We start from the raw sequence: 22,471 nt of genomic DNA on the forward strand, positions 1-22,471 counted from the left end.
CTCCTACGGGTAAATAAATTGCCAGACGGTGATCTCCGGCTCGTTGTTTGCGCGGATGACAGTATTCCACTTACCGGCCCGGGTCGGGGTCGTGAAGTACAACACGGAGAACCTGTCTGACTTCTGGAGCGTGTCATAGACGAAATAAAGGGTTTTCCCACGGCTATACATTCTGTCCGGCTGCGGCCAGACGCTGCCGGGTTCGTAAACGTCGCTGCGCTCGCTGGTGATGCTGAGCGTGAAGTGACCCGCCGTTTTCACCGGAAACGTAAATTGCATCCTTGACTCGGTCTCCCGACGGCCAAAACGTTCATAGTGAATGGTCAGAGATTTAGCAGAATTGGTCCTGGACGTGTCGCTCACCATGCCGCTGGAAAACAGACCGGCCATCGCTGCGATGATAATACCTAAAAGCAGCACAAAACCCACCTGGCGAAATGCATATTCAAACCTGAGCAAGCGATAACTCTCATCTATCCCGGGTAACTTTTCATTTTCACGCTTCATGGTTGTCGTCACCGTTTCGCTTATTTTATGAGTGTTTTGATTTCAAAAGAGATTGTTTTTAAGACTTATCACATTTGCCACATAAAGGAATAGCAACAATACTTAATAAGTCAAGACACCCAAAAATGAAGGATATCAGATGAAATTATCACTTATTTCCGCTTTTTTGATATTTTTGGTTCCATCAGCATGGGCAGATAATAACGGCGGGTTACAAAAAGGTGACGCGCCGCCCCCGCCTCACGCGCTGGATAGCGGATATCGTGGAACGGATGATGCGCGTATTATGACCATCGATCAGGCAAAACAAATGCATGACGGTGCGACAATTTCATTACGTGGTAATCTTATTGATGGTAGCGGCGATAAGTTTGTATTCCAGGATAAAACCGGAAAAATCGACGTTATTATTCCCCAGGCAGTCTTCGACGGCAGAACGGTAAAACCCGACCAGATGATCAGTATCAACGGTTCGCTTGATAAAAAATCATCTCCTGCCGTCGTCCGTGTTGATCGTTTGCAGAAATAATTCAGCGAAGCGTTAACGCTGCAACTATCCATCAAATCTCACCCCTTGGCTTAAGGAGTCAGCTATGAGTGATACTACACAACGTACGAACGCTTACCCGCAACCCCCGTTCCCGGAACAGCCGCAAACGCCGCCGGGACTGGCATCAGAGATGCAACCTGTACCCGATCATGGGGAAAAAAGCTACAAAGGGCATGGCCGCCTTACCGGCAAAAAAGCGCTGATCACCGGGGGTGACTCCGGGATAGGTCGCGCGGTGGCTATCGCCTATGCCCGTGAAGGGGCTGACGTTGCCATCAACTATTTACCTGAAGAGGAAAAAGACGCCGCAGAGGTGATCGCGCTGATCAAAGCGGAAGGACGCAAAGCCATCGCGCTGCCGGGGGATATCCGGGATGAAACCTTCTGTCAGAATCTGGTCGAGGAAGCCGTCTCGAAGCTGGGTGGCCTGGATATTCTGATCAATAACGCGGGTCGTCAGCAGTACCGGGAATCCCTGGAAGAGCTCACCACAGAAGACTTTGACGCGACGTTTAAAACCAACGTTTATGCCCCCTTCTGGATCACCAAGGCGGCGCTGCGCCATCTGAAGGCGTCGTCCGTTATCATTAACACCTCCTCGGTTCAGGCAGTGAAGCCCAGCCCCGTGCTGCTGGACTACGCCCAGACGAAAGCCTGTCTGGCCGTATTTACGAAATCCTTAGCCAAACAGCTGGGTCCAAAAGGCATTCGCGTCAACGCGGTGGCGCCTGGACCGTACTGGACGGTGCTGCAGTCAAGCGGCGGTCAGCCAATGGAAAAAGTGAAGGAGTTTGGCGGCGATACGCCACTGGGGCGTCCGGGTCAGCCGGTAGAAATTGCTCCGCTGTATGTCACGCTGGCCTCGGATGCGTGTTCCTATACGTCCGGTCAGGTGTGGTGTTCTGACGGCGGGGATGGCGTGATCTAATGGGATACTGATGTAACCCCTCGGCAATGAGCAATAAATGAACAAGGACGTTCGCCTGCAGCCCCTCCCGAAAAACATGTTGTAACTCAAACAGATCAAATGTTAAAAATATTTTGCTATCAGGTTATCAAAATTAAACAACTTAACTTGTCACCCGCATCGCTCTGTTTTTAACATCGCCTATGGAAAAAAATGGTCTGTTCAGTCAGCGCATACGCTTGCGCCATTTGCATACATTTGTGGCCGTCGCTCAACAGGGAACGCTGGGGCGAGCGGCTGAAACCCTTAATCTGAGCCAGCCTGCGCTCTCAAAAACCCTTAACGAGCTGGAACAGCTCACCGGCGCCCGTCTTTTCGATCGCGGTCGGTTGGGCGCACAGCTTACCCTCGTGGGCGAACAGTTCCTGACGCACGCCGTTAAGGTGCTGGATGCGCTCAACACCGCAGGCCAGTCCCTGCACAGAAAAGAAGAGCACACCAGTGACGTGGTACGTGTGGGTGCCTTGCCTACCGCAGCGCTGGGCATTTTGCCGCCCGTGATTGGTCAATTCCACAAGCAGCAACGGCATACCACGATTCAGGTTGCCACCATGAATAACACCATGCTGCTCGCGGGGCTCAAATCGGGGGAACTGGATCTGGGTATCGGTCGTATGTCTGACCCTGAACTGATGGGCGGTCTCAATTACGAACTGCTGTTTCTGGAATCCCTGAAGCTGGTGGTGCGTCCCGACCATCCTTTACTGCAGGATACCGTGACGTTAAGCCGCGTCATGGAATGGCCCGTGGTGGTCTGCCCGAAAGGCACCGTCCCGCGCCAGGCCGCCGAAAACTTGCTGCAAATGCAGGGATGTACACTACCATCAGGGTGTATCGAAACGCTGTCGGCCTCGCTGTCACGCCAGCTCACCCTCGATTATGACTACGTCTGGTTCGTTCCCTCCGGTGCGGTAAAAGATGATTTGCGTCAGGGAACCCTGACCGCTCTGCCGGTGACCGCCCCGGGTGCCGGTGAACCTATCGGCATTTTAACCCGCGTAGACACGCCGCTCTCAACGGGTGCGCAGACGCTGCTGAGCGCCATCCGTAAATCCATGCCGGTTTGAATTCTTCCCTTCACCCTAACCCTCACCCCAACGGGGCGAGGGATCTGTCCTGTGCGCTAATCAAATAATGCGGAATGATTCATTAACAATTGCGTAAAACAATTTAACAGTTTTATCATAGCCACGAATTCACCAAATGGTTCGTAAATCTTTTGATAAAGATGAATTCACCCGTGTTAATCATTATTCCCGCCGATTTTATTACCCAACTGGTACACCCGGCATAGCGGCGGGATCTAAGGAGACAGAAATGGCATTTGGCAGCGCGCCACGTGGGATACCGCGTATCCTGCAGTGGCTTCTTGCCGGACTGATGTTGCTCATCGGTCTGGCCGTCGGCGGGCTGGGGTTTAAGCTCGCCACCGTGGGCGGAAGTTGTTACTTCCTGATAATGGGCGTGGTAATGGTGATTGCCGCGATCCTGATTTTCCTCAATCGCACCAGCGGGATTGTCCTTTACAGCATCGCGTTTATTGCCTCGCTGGTCTGGGCGGTAAGCGATGCGGGCTGGGATTTCTGGCCGCTCTTCTCCCGCCTGTTTACCTTCGCCGTACTGGCTTTCCTTTGTGCCATCGTCTGGCCTTACCTGCGTGGAGCAAACCACAATTACCCCAACAAGGCGCCTGCTTTTAGCGTTGCGGCGGTCCTGGCCGTGGCGATGCTGGTCAGCCTTGGCTGGATGTTTAAGCCCCAGACTCTCGTGGCGGCGAATGAACCCGTTCCGGTTAAACCCGTCGCACCCGGTGAGCAGCAAAAGAACTGGGCGCACTGGGGCAACACCACACACGGTGACCGCTTCGCCGCACTGGATCAAATTAACAAGCAAAACGTCAGCGAACTGAAAGTCGCCTGGGTTGCCCATACCGGCGATATTCCACAGAGCAACGGCTCTGGCGCGGAAGACCAGAACACGCCTTTACAGATTGGCGATACGCTGTACGTTTGTACCCCGTACAGTAAAGTGCTGGCGCTGGACGTGGACTCCGGGAAAGAAAAATGGCGCTACGATTCTAAAGCCACCGCGCCTAACTGGCAGCGATGCCGCGGTCTGGGCTATTTTGAAGACCACCAGAACGTGACAACGTCACAGGAAACCGCGCAGCCTGCCGCATGCCCTCGCCGTCTGTTCCTGCCGACCACCGATGCCCGCCTGATTGCCATCAATGCGGATAACGGCAAGGTCTGCGAAGATTTTGGCGACCACGGCACCGTGGATCTGAGCATCGGTATGGGTGAGATCAAGCCGGGATATTATCAGCAGACCTCCACGCCGCTGGTCGCCGGGAACGTGGTCGTCGTCGGCGGTCGCGTCGCGGATAACTTCTCCACCGGCGAACCCCCGGGCGTGGTACGTGCGTATGACGTTCACACCGGTAAGCTGGCCTGGGCGTGGGATCCGGGTAATCCGAACCTGACCGGCCTGCCGCCGGAAGGACAGACCTACACCCGCGGTACGCCAAATGTCTGGTCGGCCATGTCTTACGACGCCAAACTGAACCTGATTTATCTGCCAACCGGCAACGCCACCCCGGATTTCTGGGCGGGTGAGCGTACCGCGCTGGACGATAAATACAGCTCTTCTATCGTCGCCGTTGATGCCACCACCGGCCAGGTACGCTGGCATTTCCAGACCACCCACCACGATCTGTGGGACTTCGACCTGCCTTCCCAGCCGCTGCTGTATGACCTGCCTGACGGCAAAGGCGGCACCACGCCTGTACTGGTGCAGACCAGCAAGCAGGGCATGATCTTTATGCTCAACCGCGAAACCGGTAAGCCGGTCGCGAAGGTAGAAGAGCGTCCGGTACCGGCTGGTAACGTTGAAGGTGAACGCTACTCACCCACCCAGCCGTATTCCGTCGGCATGCCGATGATTGGCAACCAGACGCTGACTGAATCCGACATGTGGGGCGCGACGCCTGTCGACCTGCTGCTGTGCCGTATTCAGTTTAAAGAGATGCGTCATCAGGGTGTCTTCACCCCGCCGGGTCTTGACCGTTCCCTGCAGTTCCCTGGCTCGCTGGGCGGAATGAACTGGGGCAGCGTCTCGGTTGACCCGAACAACAGCCTGATGTTCGTCAACGATATGCGCCTCGGACTGGCAAACTACATGGTGCCGCGCGCTAACGTGGCGAAAGACGCCAGCGGCATTGAGATGGGCATCGTCCCGATGGACGGCACGCCGTTCGGCGCAATGCGTGAACGTTTCCTGTCACCGCTCGGCATTCCGTGCCAGAAACCGCCGTTCGGCACCATGTCCGCGGTCGATCTGAAATCCGGCAAACTGGTGTGGCAGGTGCCTGTCGGTACGGTGGAAGACACCGGCCCTCTGGGCATTCGCATGCACATGCCTATCCCAATCGGGATGCCAACGCTGGGCGCGTCGCTCTCAACCCAGTCCGGCCTGCTGTTCTTCGCAGGTACTCAGGATTTCTACCTGCGTGCGTTTGATACCGCCACCGGAAAAGAGATCTGGAAAGACCGACTGCCGGTTGGCAGCCAGTCCGGCCCGATGACTTACGTCTCACCGAAAACCGGTAAACAGTACATCATCATTAACGCCGGGGGCGCTCGCCAGTCACCGGATCGCGGTGATTACGTTATCGCATACGCGTTACCTGATAAGAAATAAGCTGTGAAAAAGGGACCGAAGGGTCCCTTTTTTCTGCCCGGTGGCGCTTCGCTTACGCGGGCCTACTGACCTGGTTTTTGTAGGTCGGGTAAGGCGTAGCCGCCACCCGACACACCCCACGGCTCAGAACGTCTCCCAGTTATCTCCGGAAACCGTCGCCGCCGGGCGCAACGGCGCGTTCTTCGCCACTGGCACAGACGTCACCGCGCGGCCAGGCTTCGCGCCGCTTAAACGAAACGCCCCCACAGCCTCGGTCAGACGTGCGCCCTGTTCTTCCAGGGATGCCGCGGCTGCGGATGCTTCTTCCACCAGCGAGGCGTTCTGCTGGGTCACTTTATCCATCTCCGAAATCGCCTGGCTGACCTGCACAATACCGCGGCTCTGCTCATCCGATGCGGCGGCAATTTCCAGCATGATGTCGGTCACGCGCTTAACCGCGTCGACGATTTCATTCATGGTGTTACCCGCAGCCACCACCTCACCCGACCCCTGATCGATAAGGGAAACCGACTCATTGATCAGGCTTTCGATCTCTTTTGCCGCGTTGGCGCTACGGCTTGCCAGCGTACGCACTTCACTGGCTACCACCGCAAATCCACGCCCCTGTTCACCCGCGCGCGCCGCTTCTACCGCCGCGTTCAGTGCCAGAATATTGGTCTGGAAAGCAATGCTGTTAATCACGGCGGTAATCTCAGAGATCTTCTTCGAACTGCTGGAGATGTTGCCCATCGTTTTGACCACGCCGGAGACCATCTGGCCGCCACGGCTGGCTTTTCCGGAGGCATCTTCCGCCAGCTTGCTGGCATGATGCGCGTTATCAGCGTTCTGTTTCACCGTGGCGGTTAACTGTTCCATGCTCGCGGCGGTCTGCTCAATGGCCGCGGCCTGCTGCTCGGTGCGCGAAGAGAGGTCAGTATTACCGGCAGAAATCTCGCTGGTTCCGCGATAGATCTCCTCCGCGCCCTGACGCACGGTGCCAACCGTTGTTTCGAGGGAGTGCTGCATGGTTTGCAGATCGCGCGTCAGACGGCCAATTTCGCTGCGTCCGGCCACATCGTCCGGCATCGTCAGGTCACCTTTTGCAATATTCTCGATACGTTTCGCGGCACGCTGTAGCGGATGAATGACCGTGCGGCGCAGCACAACGAAGGTCATCGCGGTCAATACCAGCGCCAGCACAAACGCGCCCACCATAAACATCAGCCCCAGCTGCGTGCGGCTGTGCGCCTGCGCCGTTAGCGCATTGGCACGGTCGGTGCGGATCTTAATCGCCTTCAGCAGCACGGCATTGTAAGCGTCATCCAGCGGGCGCGCGGTTTCATTTTCGTGGTTAATGATCGCTTCGAACATGCCGTTTTTGGCAAATTTGACCATCGGCTGCATGCCCGCGATATAGGCGTCGTAGCGCGCTTTCAGGTCAGCATCCAGCGCTTCGTCTTCAGCGGTACGCACGGAGCGATTCATATACGCGTTAAAGCTATCCTGGGACTGCTTGATACGCGTTTCCGCCTCGCTGATGTTCTGCTTCATCGCATCCATCTCTGCGATACGGCTTGCCGCGCCGGCGTGGATCAGATTGATACGCGCGGTGCGCAGATGGTTTGAGCTGTTCGACAGCCCCATACGCACCTGAATCTCTGATGTGACATCCTGCAGATCGTTATCGGCCTGCAGCAGGAAATATCCCGCCAGACCCGAGCTCAAGGCAAACAGCAAAATAATGCCACCGAGAATGGAGGAAAACAGCGGAACCAGCCTGATGTGATGCAAGAAGCCCAGCTTACGCTGCGCCTGCATCGAAGTAGTGTTGTCCATGACCGTCGACTCTCTTATAGGTAAGATGCGTAAAAACACGCCTGTTAAGTAGTCATCGGCACGGCAGGAATTTAGATTACGGCTAAAAACGCCGCACTGGTCACACTTTAGAGAAGATTATTAAAGAAATGCCAGCGGCTAAAAACCGCTGGCAGAAGAGTTACTTGTCGCCGAAATGAATAACGGTACGGATAGATTTTCCGTCGTGCATCAGATCAAACGCTTCGTTGATCTGCTCCAGCGGCAAACGGTGAGTAATGAACGGATCGAGCTGAATCTTACCGATCATAGCATCTTCAACCATCCCCGGAAGCTGGGTACGGCCCTTCACGCCGCCAAACGCGGAGCCGCGCCACACGCGTCCGGTGACCAGCTGGAATGGACGGGTTTTAATCTCCTGACCCGCGCCTGCCACACCAATAATGATGCTCTCGCCCCAGCCTTTGTGGCAGCATTCCAGCGCGGAACGCATGACGTTAACGTTGCCGATACACTCAAAGCTGAAGTCCACGCCGCCGTCGGTCATCTCAACAATGACATCCTGAATCGGTTTTTCGTGATCTTTCGGGTTAACGAAATCGGTCGCGCCCATTTCACCCGCCAGTTTGAATTTCTCCGGGTTAGTGTCGACCGCAATAATACGCCCGGCCTTCGCCTGCACCGCGCCCTGAATCACCGCCAGACCAATGCCGCCGAGTCCGAACACCGCCACGGTATCGCCCTCTTTGACTTTTGCCGTGTTATGGACCGCGCCAATGCCGGTCGTCACGCCGCAGCCCAGCAGGCAGACTTTATCCAGCGGCGCCTGCGGGTTCACCTTCGCCAGAGAGATCTCCGCGCAAACGGTATACTCGCTGAAGGTGCTGGTGCCCATGTAGTGGTAAATCGGCTCGCCATTATAAGAGAAACGGGTCGTCCCGTCCGGCATCAGCCCTTTTCCCTGCGTGGCGCGGACGGCCTGGCAGAGGTTGGTCTTGCCGGATTTACAGAACTTACACTCGCCGCATTCCGCCGTGTACAGCGGGATAACGTGATCGCCAGGCTTCAGGCTGGTCACGCCCTCGCCCACCTCCACAACGACCCCGCCGCCTTCGTGTCCCAGTACCGCCGGGAAAACACCTTCCGGATCGTCGCCGGACAGCGTGAACGCATCGGTATGGCAAACGCCGGTATGGGTAATTTTGATCAGCACTTCGCCTTTTTTCGGTGGTGCGACGTCGATTTCAACGATTTTCAGCGGCTGGCCGGGGCCAAATGCAACAGCAGCGCGAGATTTCATAGGTCTTCCCTTTTTGTCAGGTGTGTGGGTTTATTTTAGATAAGAGCGCAGCAAATGGCCGACTTCTGCCATGCGCACGGCTCGCTGATCCGGCGTTGTCTCTCCCGTCACCAGCTCATCTTTGAGATGAATTTCTACCATTTCGCCCATCAGGCCATTGGCAGCACCGCGCACGGCGGCAATTTGCTGCAGGATAGCCAGACAGGGATCGCCCGACTCCAGTGCGCGTTCAAGGGCATCGACCTGGCCCCGAATGCGACGGACGCGAGTAAGAATACGTTTTTTATCTTCGGGTGAATGCGGCATACGCCCTCCTGATACTATAGGGGGGTATGGTATCAATGAAATCAACTTTTTGTAAACATGAAGTTTTATAGGGTTATTGCATGGGTTTAGGCGATATGGGTAAAAGACCATATTATGACAAATGATGAATCAGGATGAGTGCTCCTCGGTATGCGAAATAACCACCACAACAAGGCGTTCTTAAAACTTATTTATGCCGATGTATTATCGGCAACATTCTCACCAGCGTGTTATCACGAACGAAGTAATAATGAAATAATGCGGCCAGAGCATGGAAACCGACAAGAAAATACCCGGCATTTGCAATAAACTCATGCACTTCTTTGAGGGTATGCTGTGCATCTGTATTAAGATAGGTGGCTATAGGCATTTTTATTCCAAAAAAGGACCATTCAATCTGCCCAAAGTAAAGCGATGCAATCCCCAGCAACGGTAACAGGAGAAACATTAAATACAACAATCCGTGTATTATTTTTGACGCCACAATTTGCCAGCGTGGTGGTGGTGGTATAATTTCAGGGTCGCGATGTGTCATTTTCAGGACAACCCGGATAATCATTAGTAACATAACGCTAAAGCCCGCAGTATAGTGCACTATCGCCATAGTTACACGGAACGGGCTACCCTTAACCGCCAGCCCTTTTAACTCCATAGCTGCATAGGCGATAATAATGGCTACAAATACAAGCCAGTGCAATGCGATCTGACTGCTGGCGTAATTTCTGTTCATTGCTCAATCCTTTTTTTCGAGTATACGCCAGTATGTGTTGTTTATTCTTAAGAATACCTTAATTTAATTCACGACTTACAACATAAGAAAAAATCTTTCTTAAGGTTGTCATAATATTAATCGCTCATATTGAAGAGACTCATATGAGAGGTCTCATGATGCGAATAATGCCCCCCTACACTCTTAAATGGCTTCACGGTGAACACGAAAAGAATGATATTTCAGCGTTAATCCGTGAAAACTATCAGCAGGTTTATCAGGCTTCGATTTCCCGTTGCATGCCATGGCTTATTGGCCTTTACGATGCAAATGGTGAACTTAAGGCTGCCAGTGGCGTACATATCGCCTCTCAGGGATCTCTTTATCTGGAAAAATATCTCGATAGCCCCATTGAGGTAACGCTTTCGTCACGGCTGTCGCAATCTGTTTCTCGCGCCGCAATTGTCGAAATTGGAAATTTTGCAGCGAGGGATGGTGCAAGTGCACGAATCATGTTTGCAGCGCTCTGCCAGGTCCTTACTGAGTATCAATTTTCATGGATCGTGTTTACCGGTACGAAAAAAATTCGCAATACCTTTCATCGACTTAATTTGAATCCCATCCTCATCATGCCGGCCAATCCCGCTCGCCTTGGGAATGATGCACATGAATGGGGAAAATACTATCAATATGACCCACAAATTATGGCCGGTGAACTGGCTGGCGGTCATTCTGCGCTAACTCAGGGCAGTCTATTGATGAAGTTAATAAACACTTTACCCGAGGCTCCATGGACTAATCTGTCGGGAGAACATCATGTTTCTTAACGCACTGAAACAGCAAGCTCTTCAATACCCTGATCAAACTGCTCTTAGGGGTGAAACAACGTTATGGAGCTGGAAGCAATATTTAGAGGCAGTCGTAAACGCCGCATCGTTGCTCCACGCCCTGGGGATTAGAAGGCTGGCGCTTGAGCTTGATAATAGTCCGGAGTGGGCCATTATCGATCTTGCCTGTATATCTGTCGGGATCGTCATTGTACCCATTCCTCCCTTTTTCTCGGAAACGCAAAAAGAATGGGTGCGTGCTTCAGCGTCGATTGATGCGCAAATTGGTGGTGAGAGTATGTCTGGATGGCACAGACATGATTTCCCATTCGGTAAGCTGCAGGTTAGACAGTTAACTGCCCCAACGTCGTTGCCTGTGGGGACATCCAAGATTACCTTTACCTCGGGAACCACCGGTGAACCTAAAGGCGTGTGCCTCAGTCAGAAGGGAATGTTATGGACCGCGCAAACACTCGCTACCGCTCTGCGTCCAATCGCACCGGAGAAACATCTTGTCAGCCTGCCGCTCAGCATTCTGCTCGAGAATTTGTGCGGAATCTATATCCCATTATTAATGGGTGCAGAAACAGTGATATTACCCACGGCCCAGACAGGCTTTGAAGGTTCAAGTCAATTTAACCCCAAACGTTTTTTACAGGCCTTAGTGACATGGCAACCTGAAAGCCTGGTTCTTGTACCTGAAATATTACGGGTGTTAGTCCATCTGCATCAGGTGGCGCCTGAAAGTACACGTTCTCTGCGCTTTGTGGCCGTGGGTGGCGGGAAAATTCCGACGCCGTTAATGGAACTGGCAGCAAATGCAGGCTTACCCGTTTTTGAAGGCTATGGGTTATCAGAGTGCGGTTCTGTTGTCGCTCTTAATTTGCCTGGTTCTTCCAAAAAGAGCAGCGTTGGCAAACCTCTGCCAGGTATAAACGTTACCGTTGATCCCTTACAGCAACTACACGTAACGAGTCCAGCCAATGCCCTGGGGTATCTCGGGGAGGAATCACAAAATACAACGGTTCCTACTGGCGACCTTGCAAGCGTTGATGATGATGGATTTATTCATATTATTGGCCGTTTAAAAAACGTTCAGATAAACGCATACGGTCGCAATTTTTCTCCAGAATGGCCTGAAGCAGAAGCGATGGCATGCCCTGCTGTGCGCCGTGTAGTCATTTTTGGTGACGGTTTAACACGTAACGTTGCGCTTGTTGATGCTTTTGAAGGACAAAAGGAGCTGGCGCGTCAACAGTTAATGCGTATCTCCGCGCATCTTCCAGACTACGCGCAATTTCACCGATTGCTGTTTACGTCCGAAATATCTTCTCCCGAAATGATTACCGCAAATGGTCGCCCTAAACGAAGCGCCATCTGGCAGTCCCTGAAACATATTATTCTCACCTGCAGCCAGGAGGAAGACGCATGAGCTTTTATCAGGAATTACAGAATCAGACCGCTGTAGAACGTCAACGTTTACTTAATTCACCTGTTATTGCGCGTTGCCAGACAGGCGATATCTCGGCGGAGATGTATATCGCGTTTTTGACACAGGCTTATTATCACGTCAGTCATACCGTTCCGCTACTAATGTGTGCTGGCAGCTGCCTTCCTGCCTCTCACGAAGCCGTACGTGGCGCAATCGCTGAATATATTGATGAGGAATATGGGCATCAGGAGTGGATCCTCAATGATATTCGTGCATGTGGGGGGGATCCTGAGGCGGTAAGAAATGGTATGCCGGGTCTGCCCATCGAAATGATGATCGCTTACCTCTACTACCGAATTGAGCGGGTAAACCCGATGAGCATATTTGGCATGGTGCTCGTGCTGGAAGGCACTAGTGTGTCAATTGCAACAGCTGTTGCGGCTCAGCTGGAAAATACTCTGGCGCTGCCTGAGCAGACAACCACCTACCTGCGTTCTCACGGAGAACTCGATCAGGGCCATCTGCAATTCTTTGCGTCCCTCATGGATTCAATCACTGACAAGTGCGATCAGGAGGCCATCATCCACACGGCTCGTCGTATTTATCATCTCTACGGACAGATGCTTGACCAACTGGGAGATAACGCCCATGAATCTGCTTAATAAAACCGTTCTGCTAACCGGTGCCAGCGGAGGAATCGGTCAGGCGCTGGCGCGAGAGCTGGCGCATAAAGGCGCGAGACTCTATCTCGTAGGGCGTAATGAAAAGGCAATGTCGCTTTTAAAGAATGCCATTCCTCACCCGGAGCGACACAATATCGCCCTAATGCGCAGCTATTCCGACGAAGAGATATTAGGGCTGGCGAACAGTCTGTCTCAGAATGGTGGGTTGGACATTCTCATCAATAACGCAGGAAGCAGTCGCTTTGCATTGCTTGAACAGCAATCATTCGACGATATTCGTGAACAGATCCGAACCAATATCGAGATTCCTGCCCTTCTGACCCGGGCCTTGCTGGATAAAATGAACAGACCTGGCATCGTGCTTAATATTGGTTCAATTTTTGGGGAAATAGGGCATCCGGCGTGGAGTGTATACAGCGCAACCAAGGCTGCGACACACCGTTTTTCCGAAGCACTTGGTCGGGAATTGCAGGGAAGCGGTATTACCGTTTTGTATGCCGCTCCACGCGCAACAAAAACCACGCTCAACAGCGAACAGGTTTACGCCCTTAACCAAAAACTCGGTAATAACAACGATTCGCCGATTTATGTCGCATCCCAGCTTGCACGGCTTCTTGAAACGGAGCAGAAACGGTATCGCTTTGGAATTATGGAGCGTCTGTTCGTCAAAATTAATGCCTGGTTTCCTCACGTCGTCGACGGAGCATTAGCAAAAAAATTACCTGTCATTCAGGAATTCGCCAGAAAATCGTTGAAAGGAGAACACAAATGAGAAAACTGTATGCTCTATTTCTTGTTGCAGCAGTTCCGACTGTAGCACTGGCGGACACCCCCCTCGAGGAATTACAACACGATTGGTCTGTGTGCCAGTATCAAACTCTGGAAGCCAAAAAAGAGAACTGCTTTAGTTCACTTAGTCAGAAAGCGCATCAGGCAAGTCAGATGAAAAACAACTCAAGCGCACCACTGTTAATTTGGTCTGCAATCATTGATAGCAGCTGGGCTGGCGCAAAAGGTGGTCTGGGGGCATTGAGCCTTGTTAAACAAGCCCGCACTAACCTGGAGAAAGCGATTGAAATTGAACCTAACGCGCTTCAGGGATCAGCCTGGACAAGCCTGGGGGCTCTTTATTATCAGGTTCCCGGCTGGCCGATCGGTTTTGGTGATAAAGACAAAGCTGATGAAATGTTGAAAAAAGCGCTGGCCATCAACCCTGACGGTATAGACCCTAACTATTTCTACGGCGATTACCTTCTAAAAGAGAAAAGAACGGATGAGGCCAGGCGTTTTCTAACCAAAGCACTGAAAGCACCGGCTCGCCCAGGGCGCGAAATCGCTGACAACGGGCGCCGTCGTGATATTGAAAGGGATTTGCAAAGCATTCCATAAAACACTTTCGCAGAAAATTACTGGATGCCGTTCGATAATTGACGTCAGAACGGCATACCAGCGACTAACATTCTTTCCGAAACAGGGTCATATCAATATCAAGAACGCCTCTCTCATTCCTAATTAAATCCTGCGAAACCCTGTTACAAATAAAAATCGCAAGATCGGTCAGGATCCTGCCCGACCGCGCAGGCAAGGACGATACGCTGTCGGGCGTCACACAGGCTCGCTGGATACGATCTCCAACATCAATTTTGTCCACGAGGTGCCGGAACATGCGCTGCAAACGGATATCTATCTGCCGTTAAATTAAGACGGATGACTTCCCCCGCCATCAGCTGAACGTCTTACCGCCTGCGCCAGTTTATGCAGCTCCTCCTTAAGCCAGCGGGTCGCCCCCCGCTGGCCGCTGCGTTTATGCGAGTAAATTTTCACTTCAAACGCGCGGATTGAAAATGGTAAAGCAAATATCCTGAGATCCGCAGCCGCGACCAGCTTCTCAGCCGCAAACCGCGGGATCGCCATCAGCAGATCGCTTTGTGCAACGATAAACGGGGCGCTGAGCATCGACGGCGTTTTGATCGCTATGTGCCGGGTATAGCCCAACTGTTCAAGCCGCAGATCCAGAACCCCTTGTTTCTCATTCCAGGGCGTGACCACCAGATGTCGGGCCGCGAGATAATCCTCCAGCGTCAGCCGTGTCCGGCTGGCGTTACTGATGACCACATACTCATCTTCGAACCAGCCTATCTCCTCCAGTTCCGGATGACGAATATCCTCCGAGGTACTGAACCCGAGCGCCAGATCCACTTCCCCGGCTAATAGCTCCGTCAGCGCCGGGCTGTGGGGCAAATAACGCAATTCAAAACGCAAACCAGGGGCAGCATGCTGCAAGGAGTGCATCAGGGTCGGAAAAACGCAAAGCGCGGTAAAATCCGTAATCGCAATGTGTAAGCTCTCGGTACTGCTGGGGGCGTCAAACTCCGGCTGCGGGGTCAGCTCATGATTCAGGAATGACAGTGCGGAAGCGATGGAAGGTGCGAGTTGAGCAGCATACACGCTGGGGGACATACGATGCCCTTCCCGAAAAAAGAGCGGATCGTTCAGCGTCGCGCGCAGACGCGAAAGCGCATGGCTCAGTGCCGATGTGCTCATCGCCAGCTCATCGGCTGCCAGACGAACAGAACGATGGCGGTAAATCGCGTCGAAAACGGGCAACAGGTTTAAATCAAGACGTCGTAAAGCCGGATGCATAATATTCATCATTTGTTGATTTCATTGCACTTAATTCTTCGGACAATACTCCGTATGCTTAACGCCATCAATCGCGAAACAGACAAAAAGCAGGAATAACAATGAGCATTATCCTTCGTCAGGCCCGTCCCGAAGATGCCGCGACCATTTACGCCATGATCTACGAGCTGGCAGTCTATGAAAAAGCGCCGGAAGAAGTGGTTACCACGCCAGAGGAGATCCGTGAAACGCTCTTTGGCGCGGGAAGTAACACCGAAGCGTTGATCGCTGAGTATGAAGGCAACATCATCGGCTATGCCGTGTTCTTCACCAGCTATTCAACCTGGCTCGGACGCAACGGTATCTATATGGAAGACCTTTACGTTTCCCCGGAGTATCGCGGTAAAGGCGCGGGAAGAGCGTTACTGAAACATATCGCGCAACTCGCGGTAAAGCGGCAGTGTGGTCGCCTGGAATGGAGCGTTCTGGACTGGAACCAGCCCGCCATTGATTTTTACCTGAGCATTGGCGCGCTGCCGCAGTCTGAATGGGTGCGCTATCGCCTTGATGGCGACGCGCTGCTGAGTTTTGCCGAATAACAGCGTCTCTCTGTGCGAGTCCTTTCGCACAGAGATATATCCGAAAACAGCCCTGCCAGGTGCCGAAATTAACCTTTCGTCTCTCATATCTGCAAAGAGCGGCTATCCTTTAATTATCAACACAAGGAGGCAAAGATGTCTGATTTCGGTACTGATAAAAACACCCAGTTTGCTGAAGATAAAGCAAAAAATAAGCTCGATGAAATTGCAGGTTCTGCACAGCAGCAGTTTGGTGAATTCGTCGATTCACCAAAGCACCAGGTAAAAGGCGCGGCTAAAAAATATGCCGCGCAGGCCAGCGATGCGGTTTCTGATGTAACAGAAGCGGTCAGAAATAACCCGCTAACCGGCCTTATCGCCGCCGGTGCCGTCGGTATTGTTCTCGGCCTGCTACTGGGTCGTAAATAATCAAGGCCCTTCGGGGCTTTATTTTTAGCTAAACTGTCTTACCATGCGATCTAATTCCTCCTCCTTCACAGCCCGTGAGAGATAATATCCCTGAAAGTTTTTCACGCCCAGTTCGACTAATTTTTCAAATTTCTCTTCACTGTCCACCCCCTCAGCAATGCAGTCCGTTCCGGTCATGTCGCTGTATATCTGAATCGCTTTAATCAGATTATAATCGTTGTCGTTCGCCACAAAATGCTCGACGATGTCGCGGTCCAGTTTCAACCCGTCAAAATGCACCTGCCTGACAGGAAACATGGTGTGATGGTTAGAGAAGCAGTCATCCAGAAACAGTCTGCACCCGGTATTACGCAGATGCCGCATGGTTTCAGGGATCTTCTTGTCTTTGGTCACATCGATATCTTCTGCAAATTCAAAGACAAGCTTTTCCGCCCACTGGGGTTTGAGCAACATGCCGATGGCTTTCCGGGCCATCTCCGGCAACGCTTTCCCGGAAGCGAGACGAGGCGGAATATTGACTGAAAAATAGAATTTCCCATTATATTTATTAATCCCCGACACGGCAGCGTGGATCACCAGGGCCGTTATTTTTAACCATATCTCGTGATTTGAAATGTCATTAAGAAAAAAGGCTGGCTTGACTATTTTGCCGTTTTTATTCCAGCGGATCAGTATCTCAAAGCCCACCCCTTTTTTGTCGCGATCGGTAATGATCTGGTAGGCCGGGAAGATCTCCCTTTTCACCAGAGCATTAAAAATATCTGCTTCTTTATCCGTCAATTCTGCTTTAAGACGATTGTTTTTGTGACTTCTTTCCGCTTTGAAGTTATGCGGATCGTTTAACCATCGTTTAATATAATGTAACTTCTGCACACCTTCCTTACGATGGGTATAAACCGTTTTATTTGAAAGCCCCAGCTTTTCGCACAGATCTTTTACGGACATTCCGCGGTAGAAATTCAATAAAACGTCAATTTCTCTTCTTGTTAGCCATTTCAGATTTTCCTGCGGAGAATACCCCAGACAGTGATCGCGTAATAATCGCGAGTGGTCTTTAAACCCCTTATTATGGGTATGGAAGCAGTTGATGACATCAGAAACGCTGGCGATCCGAATCAGTGATAATTGATGGCTGTTATGTAAAAGGCTACCCAGGGTGCGATATAACCAGCTGTCAGGTATATCACTATAAAGGGTCACGCATCGGATAACAGGCAATGCATTCAGTACGGATGCCAGCCGCGTCAGACTTTCCAGCAGAGTGACAATCCCTTTACCCGGAAACACAACAATATGAGCATGTTGATTATTAAGGATATTTTCCCTATCCCGTTGGCAGACATCATCTCCCTCAAAGTGGATATGCGAAGCGTCTATGCCGTACTTTTTCAGGAGCAAAGCATACCCCTGGAAGGTAAAACCGCAGGTTGAGATGACAAACCGCAGATCGTCGCGAGCAACATTTCTGTGAGAAATTTTGTGGGTCATAACCTGCTCCTGGGCACAAAATCGCCATTCTTATTATGAATACGGAATATGTAATACAGCTGGTGTATAGAATAATTTTACAGTACGCCATCAGGTTAAGATACTGTTATCAACGTTCCGCACCGGAACATCTTTGCGTTAATCACTCTCTCTTCTGTCGACAAATGTAAATATATCTTTCTTTTCAAATAACGACGGCAAAACACTGTTTCTCAGGTATAATGAAAATTCCGAAAAAGAAGACTGGATACTTCATCTATCGGTTCATCAAACACGAGAAAAATGCTATGGATAATCACATCTCATCCAGGGCCTTGCTACATCGACGGGATGTTATAAAGAGCAACCCACGATTTGGTGAGGCAATATTAGAGCACTACACAATTAATGACACCATCTATAAAAAACAACCTTTGTTCTACAAGACAATGCTTCAGGAAGCGCGATTCAACATTATTCTCGCCATGTGCTGTTTTATATTTGGCAATCAGGCCGAGTCAGTATCTGAGATTAAAGAGCTATGCTCCCGCTATAAAATAGCCAGCCCTAATAGTGTGATTGCGATCATTACTCTTCTCAGAACCACGGGGCGCATCAGGACCTGGCGCTGTACGGATGACCGTCGAAAAACACGAATAGCCCCGACCGAAAAAGGATTGAGTGAACTTAAACGCTATATGTCCGGTGCATTTTTGCCCGTCAGCATTCTTTATCCGACGTTTAATATTGATGTAAACCTGCTGGATAATGACACATTGAGAAATAATTTTTTCCGCCGCGCAGCGGAATATCTCTTCCGGGGATTAACCTTCAGGAAAGTGTTACCCGAGGTAGGATTATTTATCGATAAAGATGGCGGACGCATGATTATGCTTTCTCTTTATCTGCAGGCCATAAAAAACAAATCTGCTCATGGTGCAGTTATTGATTATTCTGCCAGCACGCTCGCGAAAGAATTCTTTGTTTCGCGGATCCACGTCAACCGGATTATCAAAACAGCGCAAGAGGCAGGATATCTGAAAGATCGCGGTGACGGCCGCCTGTCGGTGTATCCGGCTTTTCTCGAACTGGTCGAAAACTATGCCGGACTCTATTTCGCGTATGTCACCCATTACATTAACGTGGTACCGAAAGAACGACGCCACCCCAACAACGTCACATTAACGGTATAATAAAAATGGCGTTCGGTTCCCCGAACGCCCTGCCCTTATCTCTCCCGCAGCGCTTCTTTCGCTTTGTTGAGCGGCTTCAACAGATAATCAAGAATGGTTTTACTGCCGGTTTTGATATCAACCGTCGCAATCATCCCCGGAAAGACCGGAAATTCCTTACCTTGCTTATTGGTCAGATGGTTACTGTCGGTGCGGATATAAACGCGGTAGTAGTAGACATCCCTTTTCACCTCATCCTGCAAAGTATCCGGTGAAATCATGGTCACTTCCCCTTCCAGCCCACCGTAAATGGAATAGTCATAGGCCGTCACTTTTACCAGGGCTTTCTGGCCGGGATGGATAAATGCCACGTCGCGCGGGGAGATTTTTGCCTCAACCACCATCTGATCGTCCAGCGGCACCAGGCTCATCAGTTTGCCATTCGGCGGAATAACGCCTCCCACGGTCGTCACGTCAATATCCTTCACGATGCCACGCACCGGCGCATTGAAGGTCAGCCGGGTCAGGGAATCCTCACGCCCTTTCATCACCGAACGCTGAGCTTCAATTTCCGCGTTGGCTTTTGCCAGTTCTTCACGGGCGCGAACGTAATACTGGTTTTTCATCTCGGTGATTTTATTCTCAAGCTCATTTTTTTGACGCTCAAGACGTAACACCTCCACCTTGCTGGCCGCCCCCTGGGTCACCAGCGGACGGGTTAACGACAGTTCACGCTGCACCAGTTCAGCCCCCTGACGCAGGCCGGCCAGCCCTTTTTCCAGGCTTTCGCGACGGGACTGATAGAGCGCCGTCTCTTGTTTGACCAGCTCAACGTCGTCATCCAGTTCTTCGGGAAAAATCAGCGCCGTGTCGTTGACCTCGGCCTTCAGGCGCGCCGCCGTTGCCAGCGCGGCATTCAGACGGGACTCACTCTCCAGCACGCTGGACTCGGTTTTTGTCCGGTCTAACTGCGCAAGCTGCTGACCGCGTTCGACAATGTCGCCTTCGCGCACCATCAGGCTGTGAATAATGCCCCCTTCCAGGGACTGAATCACCTGCTCATGCGAAGACGGAATCACCTTGCCGCTGCCGGTGGTGACTTCATCAAGCTCGAACAGGCTCGCCCAGGCGAGAAATACCGCCAGCAGGGCGAACAGCGCCCATGCCACCAGCGACGACTTCGGCAGGCGTGGCTCTTTCAGACGGCTATTAAAACGGGTGAAATCATTCATGCCACACCCTCCTCAGCAACCGCCGCCGCTTTCATGGTCACGGTGCGCTGCGCGGCTTTTGGCGTCGCCATACCGTGCTGATGCAGGATCGCGTCGCGTGGGCCATCCATCACCACCTTGCCGTTTTCCAGCACAATGATGCGGTCAACCAGGTCCAGAATTGGCAGGCGGTGGGTGGCCACCACCAGCGTCCGGCGCTTGCCCAGCCACTGGTGAAGATGCTGAATAAACTGCTTCTCGCTCACTTCATCCAGCCAGGCGGTAGGCTCATCCAGCAGCAAAATCGTCGGAGAAGTGATCAGCGCGCGCGCCAGCAGCAGCGCCTGACGCTGCCCGCCGGACAGCCCCGTGCCGCCTTCATTGATAAGGGTGTTCAGCCCCATTTTCTGCTTGCGCACAAACTCCAGCGCGCCGCTGTTCACCAGCGCCTGATGAATTTCTTCGTCAGTCGCCAGTGGGTTACCCATCAGGATATTGTCCCGCACGGAGCCAAAGAACAGCCGCGCCTGCTGGCTGAGCAACTGCATGTCGCGACGCAGATCGGCCGGGTCCAGATGGTTAAGCGCGATATCGTCCAGCAGGATGCTGCCCTGCTGCGGCTCCTGCATGCCCGCCAGAAGTTGCAGCAGCGTGCTTTTGCCGGAGCCATTTCGGCCAAGCACCGCCACGCGCTCCCCGGCACGGATCTGTAGCTTGCTGATGTTAAGCACGCTGAGTTTCTCTTCTTCATCGTAGTAAAACCCGACGTCCTCCAGCACGTAGTCGCCGCGCAGATGGGCTTTATGCACCTTCTTCCCGTGCTGCGGATCGTCAATCGGTCGCTGCATCAGGTCGTCCAGCCCCTTACGGGCCACTTTTGCCGACTGCCAGCGGGAGAGCACGCCTGAGATCTGCGACAGCGGCGCGATGGTGCGCGACGCCAGAATCGAGGTTCCTACCAGCGCACCGGTGGTCATATCCCCGCTGATCACCAGATAACAGCCCACCAGCAGGACTACCGCATAGACGATAGACTGCACTTCCTGGGTCCAGGTCAGCAGCAGGCCCGTCAGCCAGCGCTGCTTCATGCCGACGCTGGCGGCGACATCGTTGGTGTTATTCCACTGGTTCTGGAAACGCTGTTCGGCGCGCATCAGCTTGATGTCCTCAATGCCCTGCACCGCCTCCACCAGCGTGGCGTTACGGATCGCGGATTCGCGCATCCCCTCGCTGGAGAGTTTGCCCAGCGGACGCTGCACCAGCAGGCCCGGAATCAGCAACAGCGGCACGGCGAGCAGCACCACCAGCACCAGCGGGCCGCCGATCATCCACAGAATAAAGACGAACAGCAGGAAGAACGGCAGATCGGAGATCGCCGCAATGGTGGTGGAGGTGATGAGTTCACGCACCGACTCCAGCTCGCGGATCTGCGCAATAAACGAACCTGTTGATTTGGAGCGTGCGCCATTTTTAATCCGCAGCGCGTGGGCAAACACACGCTCTGAAATGCGCAGGTCGGCGCGTTTCCCCACCACGTCAGATATATGCACGCGCAGCATGCGCATGACGAATTCGAAGACAATGGCAATCATGACGCCGCCAAACAGCACCCACAGCGTGGCTTCTGATTGCGACGGTACTACCCTGTCGTACACCTGCATGGAAAAGACCATGCCAGAGAGAGCCAGTACGTTAGCCACCAGCGCCACCAGCATAATGTCGCTGTAGCGTCGCCAGTCTTTCAGCGCCAGCTGCCAGAACCAGTTTTTCTCATACGGTTTAATGTAATCGTCCACGCGGGCATCCGGTGTGGACTCCAGCGGGCGCAGCACCAGCAGGGTTTTTAACCGTGTCCCGAGCGCTTCCAGCGTCAGCGTCGTCTCCAGGCCACCGTCTCCGCTAAACTGCAGGCTGACGTTGCCTTCGTTGTCCATGCGGGTAATCACTGCGATTTGTCCGCCGGTGAATTCCGCCAGCAGCGGTAAACGCCACGGATCGAGAGAGACCGCTTCCGCCGCCACTACACGCATCCCCAGCCCTAGCTGGCGCGCCATCTCCTCCAGCACCAGCTGGCGCGGAGACTGACTTTCATGGTTAATCGTGACCCGAACATGTTCCGCGGAAAAGTCCAGCCGATAGTGCTTCGCGATGATCAGCATGCCCTGCAGCCAGGGTTCGTACTGTGGATGTGTCTTCATAATCTCCGGGTTAACGCTAT

General features: G+C 52.6%; 21 protein-coding genes. 12 read left to right on the plus strand and 9 right to left on the minus strand.

Annotated features, from left to right (window positions below):
- Positions 1 to 3: 3 nt before the first annotated feature.
- A complete protein-coding gene (locus ACOTXR_RS03020; protein ID WP_014883784.1) occupies positions 4 to 507 on the minus strand; it encodes a hypothetical protein in 504 nt (167 codons plus the stop codon).
- Between the two features lie 139 nt (positions 508 to 646).
- Here ACOTXR_RS03020 and ACOTXR_RS03025 point away from each other — a divergent pair, with 139 nt between their 5' ends.
- The 4 genes from ACOTXR_RS03025 (at position 647) to ACOTXR_RS03040 (ending at position 5,723) form a co-directional block, all read left to right on the plus strand.
- Positions 647 to 1,036, plus strand: coding sequence for a YdeI family stress tolerance OB fold protein (locus ACOTXR_RS03025; RefSeq protein ID WP_014883783.1), 390 nt, complete (start codon positions 647 to 649; stop codon positions 1,034 to 1,036).
- A 64-nt stretch (positions 1,037 to 1,100) separates the two neighbouring features.
- Positions 1,101 to 1,985, plus strand: coding sequence for an SDR family oxidoreductase (locus ACOTXR_RS03030; protein ID WP_014883782.1), 885 nt, complete (start codon positions 1,101 to 1,103; stop codon positions 1,983 to 1,985).
- A 182-nt stretch (positions 1,986 to 2,167) separates the two neighbouring features.
- Positions 2,168 to 3,091 (plus strand): LysR substrate-binding domain-containing protein, encoded by a 924-nt coding sequence (locus ACOTXR_RS03035; RefSeq protein WP_014883781.1) that lies wholly within the window; start codon positions 2,168 to 2,170, stop codon positions 3,089 to 3,091.
- 250 nt (positions 3,092 to 3,341) lie between these two features.
- Positions 3,342 to 5,723, plus strand: coding sequence for a glucose/quinate/shikimate family membrane-bound PQQ-dependent dehydrogenase (locus tag ACOTXR_RS03040; RefSeq protein WP_078309641.1), 2,382 nt, complete (start codon positions 3,342 to 3,344; stop codon positions 5,721 to 5,723).
- 123 nt (positions 5,724 to 5,846) lie between these two features.
- Here ACOTXR_RS03040 and ACOTXR_RS03045 read toward each other — a convergent pair whose 3' ends face one another.
- From ACOTXR_RS03045 to ACOTXR_RS03060, 4 genes are all read right to left on the minus strand, one after another.
- Positions 5,847 to 7,538 (minus strand): methyl-accepting chemotaxis protein, encoded by a 1,692-nt coding sequence (locus ACOTXR_RS03045; RefSeq protein ID WP_045134056.1) that lies wholly within the window; start codon positions 7,536 to 7,538, stop codon positions 5,847 to 5,849.
- 160 nt (positions 7,539 to 7,698) lie between these two features.
- Positions 7,699 to 8,817, minus strand: a complete 1,119-nt coding sequence (locus tag ACOTXR_RS03050; RefSeq protein ID WP_058690691.1) for an S-(hydroxymethyl)glutathione dehydrogenase/class III alcohol dehydrogenase — start codon at positions 8,815 to 8,817, stop codon at positions 7,699 to 7,701.
- Between the two features lie 30 nt (positions 8,818 to 8,847).
- A complete protein-coding gene (locus tag ACOTXR_RS03055; protein ID WP_003857256.1) occupies positions 8,848 to 9,123 on the minus strand; it encodes a metal/formaldehyde-sensitive transcriptional repressor in 276 nt (91 codons plus the stop codon).
- 187 nt (positions 9,124 to 9,310) lie between these two features.
- Positions 9,311 to 9,853: a cytochrome b gene (locus ACOTXR_RS03060; protein ID WP_222834845.1), complete on the minus strand. Its 543-nt coding sequence runs from the start codon at positions 9,851 to 9,853 to the stop codon at positions 9,311 to 9,313.
- Positions 9,854 to 10,020: 167 nt separating this feature from the next.
- On the opposite strand from ACOTXR_RS03060, the gene ACOTXR_RS03065 reads away from it, so the two are divergent.
- From ACOTXR_RS03065 to ACOTXR_RS03085, 5 genes are read left to right on the plus strand one after another with little or no spacing between them, the layout of a single operon-like run.
- Positions 10,021 to 10,659 (plus strand): thermostable hemolysin, encoded by a 639-nt coding sequence (locus ACOTXR_RS03065; RefSeq protein WP_226856268.1) that lies wholly within the window; start codon positions 10,021 to 10,023, stop codon positions 10,657 to 10,659.
- The gene (locus tag ACOTXR_RS03070; RefSeq protein ID WP_032636599.1) at positions 10,649 to 12,091 is read left to right on the plus strand and encodes an AMP-binding protein; all 1,443 of its coding nucleotides are present in this window, start codon (positions 10,649 to 10,651) and stop codon (positions 12,089 to 12,091) included. Before ACOTXR_RS03065 ends, ACOTXR_RS03070 begins: the two co-directional genes overlap by 11 nt.
- On the plus strand, positions 12,088 to 12,753 hold the full coding sequence (locus ACOTXR_RS03075; RefSeq protein ID WP_058690017.1) for a TenA family transcriptional regulator: 666 nt from the start codon (positions 12,088 to 12,090) through the stop codon (positions 12,751 to 12,753). Before ACOTXR_RS03070 ends, ACOTXR_RS03075 begins: the two co-directional genes overlap by 4 nt.
- Entirely contained in the window at positions 12,740 to 13,546 is an 807-nt protein-coding gene (locus tag ACOTXR_RS03080; protein ID WP_032636602.1) for an SDR family oxidoreductase, read from the plus strand. The genes ACOTXR_RS03075 and ACOTXR_RS03080 overlap by 14 nt, the downstream gene beginning before the upstream one ends.
- The gene (locus tag ACOTXR_RS03085) at positions 13,543 to 14,163 is read left to right on the plus strand and encodes a tetratricopeptide repeat protein (protein WP_117581652.1); all 621 of its coding nucleotides are present in this window, start codon (positions 13,543 to 13,545) and stop codon (positions 14,161 to 14,163) included. Before ACOTXR_RS03080 ends, ACOTXR_RS03085 begins: the two co-directional genes overlap by 4 nt.
- Before the next feature lie 309 nt (positions 14,164 to 14,472).
- Here the strand turns inward: ACOTXR_RS03085 and ACOTXR_RS03090 are convergent, their stop codons facing one another.
- The gene (locus tag ACOTXR_RS03090) at positions 14,473 to 15,429 is read right to left on the minus strand and encodes a LysR family transcriptional regulator (protein WP_058690016.1); all 957 of its coding nucleotides are present in this window, start codon (positions 15,427 to 15,429) and stop codon (positions 14,473 to 14,475) included.
- 89 nt (positions 15,430 to 15,518) lie between these two features.
- On the opposite strand from ACOTXR_RS03090, the gene ACOTXR_RS03095 reads away from it, so the two are divergent.
- Both ACOTXR_RS03095 and ACOTXR_RS03100 read left to right on the plus strand, forming a co-directional pair.
- Positions 15,519 to 15,995 carry a GNAT family N-acetyltransferase gene (locus ACOTXR_RS03095; protein WP_045268120.1) on the plus strand — a complete coding sequence of 159 codons (477 nt, stop codon included), beginning with the start codon at positions 15,519 to 15,521 and terminating at the stop codon, positions 15,993 to 15,995.
- A gap of 135 nt (positions 15,996 to 16,130) precedes the next feature.
- Positions 16,131 to 16,403 (plus strand): DUF883 family protein, encoded by a 273-nt coding sequence (locus ACOTXR_RS03100; protein WP_014883773.1) that lies wholly within the window; start codon positions 16,131 to 16,133, stop codon positions 16,401 to 16,403.
- Between the two features lie 24 nt (positions 16,404 to 16,427).
- On the opposite strand, the gene ACOTXR_RS03105 is transcribed toward ACOTXR_RS03100, so the two are convergent.
- A complete protein-coding gene (locus tag ACOTXR_RS03105) occupies positions 16,428 to 17,891 on the minus strand; it encodes an EAL domain-containing protein (RefSeq protein ID WP_058690015.1) in 1,464 nt (487 codons plus the stop codon).
- A 287-nt stretch (positions 17,892 to 18,178) separates the two neighbouring features.
- Here ACOTXR_RS03105 and ACOTXR_RS03110 point away from each other — a divergent pair, with 287 nt between their 5' ends.
- Positions 18,179 to 19,063: a hypothetical protein gene (locus ACOTXR_RS03110; protein WP_058690019.1), complete on the plus strand. Its 885-nt coding sequence runs from the start codon at positions 18,179 to 18,181 to the stop codon at positions 19,061 to 19,063.
- A gap of 35 nt (positions 19,064 to 19,098) precedes the next feature.
- Here the strand turns inward: ACOTXR_RS03110 and ACOTXR_RS03115 are convergent, their stop codons facing one another.
- Positions 19,099 to 20,274 (minus strand): HlyD family type I secretion periplasmic adaptor subunit, encoded by a 1,176-nt coding sequence (locus ACOTXR_RS03115; RefSeq protein WP_058690014.1) that lies wholly within the window; start codon positions 20,272 to 20,274, stop codon positions 19,099 to 19,101.
- The gene (locus ACOTXR_RS03120; RefSeq protein ID WP_014883769.1) at positions 20,271 to 22,451 is read right to left on the minus strand and encodes a type I secretion system permease/ATPase; all 2,181 of its coding nucleotides are present in this window, start codon (positions 22,449 to 22,451) and stop codon (positions 20,271 to 20,273) included. Before ACOTXR_RS03120 ends, ACOTXR_RS03115 begins: the two co-directional genes overlap by 4 nt.
- Positions 22,452 to 22,471 lie beyond the last annotated feature (20 nt).

The sequence above is a fragment of the Enterobacter cloacae complex sp. IR53030 genome (assembly GCF_049238365.1).
GTDB lineage: Bacteria > Pseudomonadota > Gammaproteobacteria > Enterobacterales > Enterobacteriaceae > Enterobacter > Enterobacter kobei.

Bases quoted from the DNA above. Each gene is read 5' to 3' on its own strand.
- ACOTXR_RS03020 (WP_014883784.1), bottom strand. From the start codon at position 507: ATGAAGCGTGAAAATGAAAAGTTACCCGGGATAGATGAGAGTTATCGC.
- ACOTXR_RS03025 (WP_014883783.1), top strand. From the start codon at position 647: ATGAAATTATCACTTATTTCCGCTTTTTTGATATTTTTGGTTCCATCA.
- ACOTXR_RS03030 (WP_014883782.1), top strand. From the start codon at position 1,101: ATGAGTGATACTACACAACGTACGAACGCTTACCCGCAACCCCCGTTC.
- ACOTXR_RS03035 (WP_014883781.1), top strand. From the start codon at position 2,168: ATGGAAAAAAATGGTCTGTTCAGTCAGCGCATACGCTTGCGCCATTTG.
- ACOTXR_RS03040 (WP_078309641.1), top strand. From the start codon at position 3,342: ATGGCATTTGGCAGCGCGCCACGTGGGATACCGCGTATCCTGCAGTGG.
- ACOTXR_RS03045 (WP_045134056.1), bottom strand. From the start codon at position 7,538: ATGGACAACACTACTTCGATGCAGGCGCAGCGTAAGCTGGGCTTCTTG.
- ACOTXR_RS03050 (WP_058690691.1), bottom strand. From the start codon at position 8,817: ATGAAATCTCGCGCTGCTGTTGCATTTGGCCCCGGCCAGCCGCTGAAA.
- ACOTXR_RS03055 (WP_003857256.1), bottom strand. From the start codon at position 9,123: ATGCCGCATTCACCCGAAGATAAAAAACGTATTCTTACTCGCGTCCGT.
- ACOTXR_RS03060 (WP_222834845.1), bottom strand. From the start codon at position 9,853: ATGAACAGAAATTACGCCAGCAGTCAGATCGCATTGCACTGGCTTGTA.
- ACOTXR_RS03065 (WP_226856268.1), top strand. From the start codon at position 10,021: ATGCCCCCCTACACTCTTAAATGGCTTCACGGTGAACACGAAAAGAAT.
- ACOTXR_RS03070 (WP_032636599.1), top strand. From the start codon at position 10,649: ATGTTTCTTAACGCACTGAAACAGCAAGCTCTTCAATACCCTGATCAA.
- ACOTXR_RS03075 (WP_058690017.1), top strand. From the start codon at position 12,088: ATGAGCTTTTATCAGGAATTACAGAATCAGACCGCTGTAGAACGTCAA.
- ACOTXR_RS03080 (WP_032636602.1), top strand. From the start codon at position 12,740: ATGAATCTGCTTAATAAAACCGTTCTGCTAACCGGTGCCAGCGGAGGA.
- ACOTXR_RS03085 (WP_117581652.1), top strand. From the start codon at position 13,543: ATGAGAAAACTGTATGCTCTATTTCTTGTTGCAGCAGTTCCGACTGTA.
- ACOTXR_RS03090 (WP_058690016.1), bottom strand. From the start codon at position 15,429: ATGATGAATATTATGCATCCGGCTTTACGACGTCTTGATTTAAACCTG.
- ACOTXR_RS03095 (WP_045268120.1), top strand. From the start codon at position 15,519: ATGAGCATTATCCTTCGTCAGGCCCGTCCCGAAGATGCCGCGACCATT.
- ACOTXR_RS03100 (WP_014883773.1), top strand. From the start codon at position 16,131: ATGTCTGATTTCGGTACTGATAAAAACACCCAGTTTGCTGAAGATAAA.
- ACOTXR_RS03105 (WP_058690015.1), bottom strand. From the start codon at position 17,891: ATGACCCACAAAATTTCTCACAGAAATGTTGCTCGCGACGATCTGCGG.
- ACOTXR_RS03110 (WP_058690019.1), top strand. From the start codon at position 18,179: ATGGATAATCACATCTCATCCAGGGCCTTGCTACATCGACGGGATGTT.
- ACOTXR_RS03115 (WP_058690014.1), bottom strand. From the start codon at position 20,274: ATGAATGATTTCACCCGTTTTAATAGCCGTCTGAAAGAGCCACGCCTG.
- ACOTXR_RS03120 (WP_014883769.1), bottom strand. From the start codon at position 22,451: ATGAAGACACATCCACAGTACGAACCCTGGCTGCAGGGCATGCTGATC.